The following is a 4,711-nucleotide window of genomic DNA, read 5'->3' on the forward strand; positions in this document are numbered from 1 at the left end:
TGCCATTGCGCAAGGGATTGTTGACTATTGCGGTTGATACTCGCCGCAAGATGTGATAAACTATAAACATATCGACCCCGTGAGACGCAACAGGCCATTGCTATCCGCTCCAGCGGTCGCCAATAAAAGATTTCCCCGGCTTCGGCTGGGGGATTTTTTATTGCAGAAAATAATATATGGTATATAATATAGGAAGAGAATATGGACCTTATTGGTCTAACGAATCATTTTGGCACGCCGCCATATATAACAATATTGACGCTTAGCTTCGTGGTGTTAAAACTCCGGGATTATTGCTTATGTTCAGAAGGGGGTGGTTCTATGAAGATTATTTTAAGAACTCTAGTATTGGCGGCGGATGTTTCGTTAGATAAAAAATATTTAATGTTTTAATTGACAAAACGCCTAGGTACACTTATAATAGGAAAAGTCGCTGGTGAACCTTTTGTGTACCTACCCACTAAAGGCGGCGTGTTCACTTGAATCTTTACTGATTTGTAATCAGCAGGTTGTAGGTTCAAGTCCTATCATCAGCTCCATAGAAAACATAAGGAAACGGCTAGTTTTAGCCGTTTTTTTTCGTTTTTGGGAGTATTCGATTATTCGCCTATTTGGTCTAATTTTAGTATCTTCATGAAAATATATGTGTATCCTTTTGTGCACCTTTTTATCTAAATTATTCTAGATTATTATACGTCATTGATGGTATAATAATAAAAAAAGAAGGAGGAGGAAAAACGATGGCGACAGTAAGATTTCCAGTGAAACCTAATGTTTTAACATGGGCAATCAATTCTTCGGGATATGATTGTGATGAACTTCGGGTTTCCTTCCCCAAATTAGATAGTTGGCTGAGTGGAGAAGAGATTCCTACTTTTAAGCAATTAGGTGCGTTGGCTAAAAAAATGCATATTCCATTGGGATATCTCGTATTGAATGAGACTCCAGAAGAAAAAATAGATTTATTAAATTTTAGAACAATTAATAGTGATCGTCTTGAAAAGCCTAGTCGTGAATTGATTGATACGATTTACGACATGCAATTGAAGCAAGACTGGATGCATGACTATCGTTTATCTGAGGAAATGGATAAGTTAGAATTTATAGGGTCTCTAAATTCTGAATCTAAAATCAATATTTCTGAGGCAACCTCTAATATTAGAAAGAAAATAGAAATAGAACTCGAATGGTATAATCACTTTACAAAACCAGATGACGCTTTTTCATACTTGAGGAATTTACTAAGTAAAATTGGCATTCTTGTTATGGTTAACGGAATTGTAGGGAGTAATACACACCGCCCATTAAATTTGGAAGAGTTTCGCGCCTTTGCAATGGTTGATGATTATGCTCCACTGATTTTCATTAATGGCAAAGATAGCAAAGCAGGAAGACTTTTTTCGCTATGTCATGAATTAGCACACCTTTGGCTAGGAGAAAATAGTTTATATAACGACACCTGTGGAGAAATGAATAATAAACAGTATAGGAGTCAAAAAGAAGTTATATGCAATGCTATTGCTGCTGAGATGCTTGTTCCAAATTCTATGTTTAAAAAGCATTGGCAACAGACTCAAAGTGATTTAAATTTAAAAATCAATAACCTAGCGAGACGCTTTAATGTGAGTAATATTGTTATTGCGAGGCGTGCTCTGGATAATGCTTTCATTACTGACCGGGATTATTATCAAATCAACAATCAAGTTGAAGAGAATGTTGAGAAGATGAAGAAATCTTCTGGCGGAAACCACTATAAGACTATAGCATTCACTATTGATCGAGCATTTTTTAAATCTGTGAATCGAAGCTTAAAAGAGGGAAAAACTCAATTTACCGAAGCATATAGGCTAACAGGCGTAAAGGCAAAAACATTCCAACACTTAGAGAGTGAGTTAGGGGTTTAGGATGACGTATGTACTGGATTCAAATACTCTTATAACGTCATATAAATACTATTACAGCCAAGAAATAGCACCACATTTCTGGGAACACATCTCAGAGTGGATTACAAAAGGCACAATTATAGTTATCGATGTGGTAAAAAATGAGATATGTAGATTTGAAGAGGATGATTTTCTGAAGCAATGGGTTATTGATGAATGCTCTGAGTATATTTTTAATACCGGCGAAGATGGTGCGGTGATAAAGCAATGGTCAGATATATTAAATTTTATCAATGTGTCATCATTTTATAGCGATAAGGCGTATCGGGCATGGGCAGATGATAGTATTGCAGATCCGTGGTTAATTGCGTTTTGTGCGGTGCAGAATGCAACCTGTGTTACTTTTGAACAGCCAAGTACAAGTCAAAACAAACCGAAAATTCCAAATTTTTGTTCGAGCTTTAATGTACGATGCATAAATCTTTTTGAGATGATGAGAGAGTTAGGGATTACTTTGATTAAGTAAAGAAGGTCATCACGGCCTTCTTTTTATTTCGCCCGATCCAACACCTTCTCCGGCCACACCACCCGGCTCTCCACATCCTCAATCCCATCATGCACGTAGATATCCATGGTCACTTCCTGGTTCTTATGCCCCATGATTCGCTGGACGGTGTAAGGGTCGTTGCCCGCCTTAAAGAGCAGCGTGCCATAAGTATGCCGCAGTTCATGGGGCGTGAGGTGGGGGATGGTCGGAAATGTCGGATTGTCAAGCTTCTGCACTGCCACGAATTTATCCAGGTCAACCAGGAATGGCGCGTACCGATTCTTCGACCAGCTCCCCGGGGCCATCACACCGCCTCGGCGACTTTTAAAGAGGAATCCAGCCTGGTGGCATCGGATATCCCGGTTCAGGACGGACATGGCTGCAGGTTCCACGGGGACCACCCGCAGCTTCTCTTCGTTCTTAAGGCGGTCCTTTACGTTGACCTTCCCGCCGGACTCCTGGACGGTGCGCTGGACATAGATTCGGTTGTTGGCGAAATCGAAGTCCTCCGACGGGATCAGGCCCATGAGCTCACCCCGGCGCAGGCCGGTTTTCAGGATGAGGTATACTCCAAGACCAAAGGGATGCGATTTAGCGAAATCTGCCACGATTTCGGCCTGTTGGGCATTATAAACGTGCCTCTGTTCCTTTTCCCGGCCCTTAAATGGCCCAAGGTTGCGCATGGGGTTTTTGATGGCCTTGTCGTTGTCCACGGCGGTCTCCATGATGGCGTTGAGAGTGATTCGCAGCTTATCCACCATGGACTGGGACAAAGTCCGCTTTTTCTTAAAGAACGCCTGAACCATGACCGGGGTGATAGTATTGAGCGGCCGGGGCCCGAAGTCCTCGATTAGGTGGTTGATGCACAGCTCATAGCCCCGGTATGTGGTGTGCTCCACGGTACCGTCTACGTAAATATTAAGCCACTCCCAGGCCCAGGACTCGAAGGTGTTGATTGTGTATTCCTGGGGCCTGCCGGTGGCCGCCTCAATCTTGTACTGGTCCCGCAGCTTGCGGGCTTCTTTTTTTGTCCGGCCGCAGAAGACCTTGCGGATAGCCTCCCCGGTGATGGGGTCGTGGCCAATGGTCAGCGTGACTCTGGCTTTGCTTGGCATGATTGTACCTCCAATATTAATTTTGGGCATAAAAATACCCGGGACTGTTGTAAAAACCCGGGCTGGATGGTACAATTATGCTTGTCAAAGCGGTACTGCATCGCCCCCGGGCTGTAACCGGATTAGCTGTGCGTTCCCGTCCTCAGGCCCTATCAATGCCGAAGGGGACACCGCCGTTCATGTTGGTAGCATGGGCGGCGTTTTTTATTTAGATGCGAGATTGATGGTTACTCCGCCTTTAATTTGGAGGATGTCGCCATTTACAAATTTTGCGTTTGAAAATGATTGAGTATATCCATCTTCGGCTCTAAATATCTCATTTATTTTCCCGGAACAAATTACATTTCCGTTTCCGGAGACCAATGTAATGTCATACGTTCCAGGAGGAAAATCAGTTCCGCATGTATAATTTCCGGAACTTATGTCGATAGATACAGGATCAGAAGTCGGTGCGGGAGTTTGCGTTGTTGTCGCGTTTTTACCGTTGCTCGAACTTTCGAATTGCTCAGCATTCATAAAATCTATATTATTTTGAATTTTATTAAAATATAATTTGCTATCATCAATAACTAAAACCAGATTATCACCATCGAAGTAATATTTAGAATCAGAATCGAGATTAGCATCTTTATGTGTAGTTTTTATTCTATCGTGTGTTTGATTGATTTGGTAAGTACCTTCGGACGATGAATTGACAATTCGAGTTTTACAGCTCATATTCTCTCCAAATTCCATGAAAAACGGTAATTCTGTTCCCATTTTTTTACCATCAATCTCCCACTGTCCCACAAGCTTCCCATCACTTCCAGAAAAATCCAATGCTCGCTTTGCTTCATTTTCTTGATTTTTGACAGAGAACAGAATCGAAGCCACTAGAGCCACTAAAATGAATACTGTTATAACAATTATTTTCTTTGTTGGGGATCCATTTTCCTTATCCATATTGCTTCCCTTTCTTTTTACGTCCGTAGACCTTATATTAAATCCGGCAATCCGCCAGCTTTAATTCTAAAATATTAACTGGCAACCCCAAATCAGAAGCAACTTGAGATATGCTAAATCCAAAATCACGGTATTCCAGCAATAGTTCATCCGGGATAAGCAGGTGGGCCGCAAAGCGGTTGGCTTCATTTTCCTCGACATTTGGTCGGGTCAGCATAATACTG

General features: G+C 41.9%; 5 protein-coding genes. 2 read left to right on the forward strand and 3 right to left on the reverse strand.

What is annotated here, in order from left to right; genetic code table 11:
* Positions 1 to 740: 740 nt before the first annotated feature.
* Together VB081_RS11600 and VB081_RS11605 are read left to right on the forward strand one after the other, a co-directional pair.
* On the forward strand, positions 741 to 1,904 hold the full coding sequence (locus VB081_RS11600; protein ID WP_323400974.1) for an ImmA/IrrE family metallo-endopeptidase: 1,164 nt from the start codon (positions 741 to 743) through the stop codon (positions 1,902 to 1,904).
* A gap of 1 nt (position 1,905) precedes the next feature.
* Positions 1,906 to 2,409, forward strand: a complete 504-nt coding sequence (locus VB081_RS11605) for a DUF4411 family protein (RefSeq protein ID WP_323400975.1) — start codon at positions 1,906 to 1,908, stop codon at positions 2,407 to 2,409.
* A 23-nt stretch (positions 2,410 to 2,432) separates the two neighbouring features.
* Here the strand turns inward: VB081_RS11605 and VB081_RS11610 are convergent, their stop codons facing one another.
* The 3 genes from VB081_RS11610 to VB081_RS11620 form a co-directional block, all read right to left on the reverse strand.
* Entirely contained in the window at positions 2,433 to 3,545 is a 1,113-nt protein-coding gene (locus VB081_RS11610) for a site-specific integrase (RefSeq protein WP_323400976.1), read from the reverse strand.
* A 204-nt stretch (positions 3,546 to 3,749) separates the two neighbouring features.
* On the reverse strand, positions 3,750 to 4,487 hold the full coding sequence (locus VB081_RS11615) for a hypothetical protein (RefSeq protein WP_323400977.1): 738 nt from the start codon (positions 4,485 to 4,487) through the stop codon (positions 3,750 to 3,752).
* A 37-nt stretch (positions 4,488 to 4,524) separates the two neighbouring features.
* Positions 4,525 to 4,711: ImmA/IrrE family metallo-endopeptidase (locus VB081_RS11620; RefSeq protein ID WP_323400978.1), on the reverse strand; the 187-nt coding region annotated here is incomplete at its 5' end.

It is taken from the genome of Christensenella sp., from assembly GCF_034927525.1.
In the GTDB taxonomy this organism is placed as follows: domain Bacteria; phylum Bacillota; class Clostridia; order Christensenellales; family Christensenellaceae; genus Christensenella.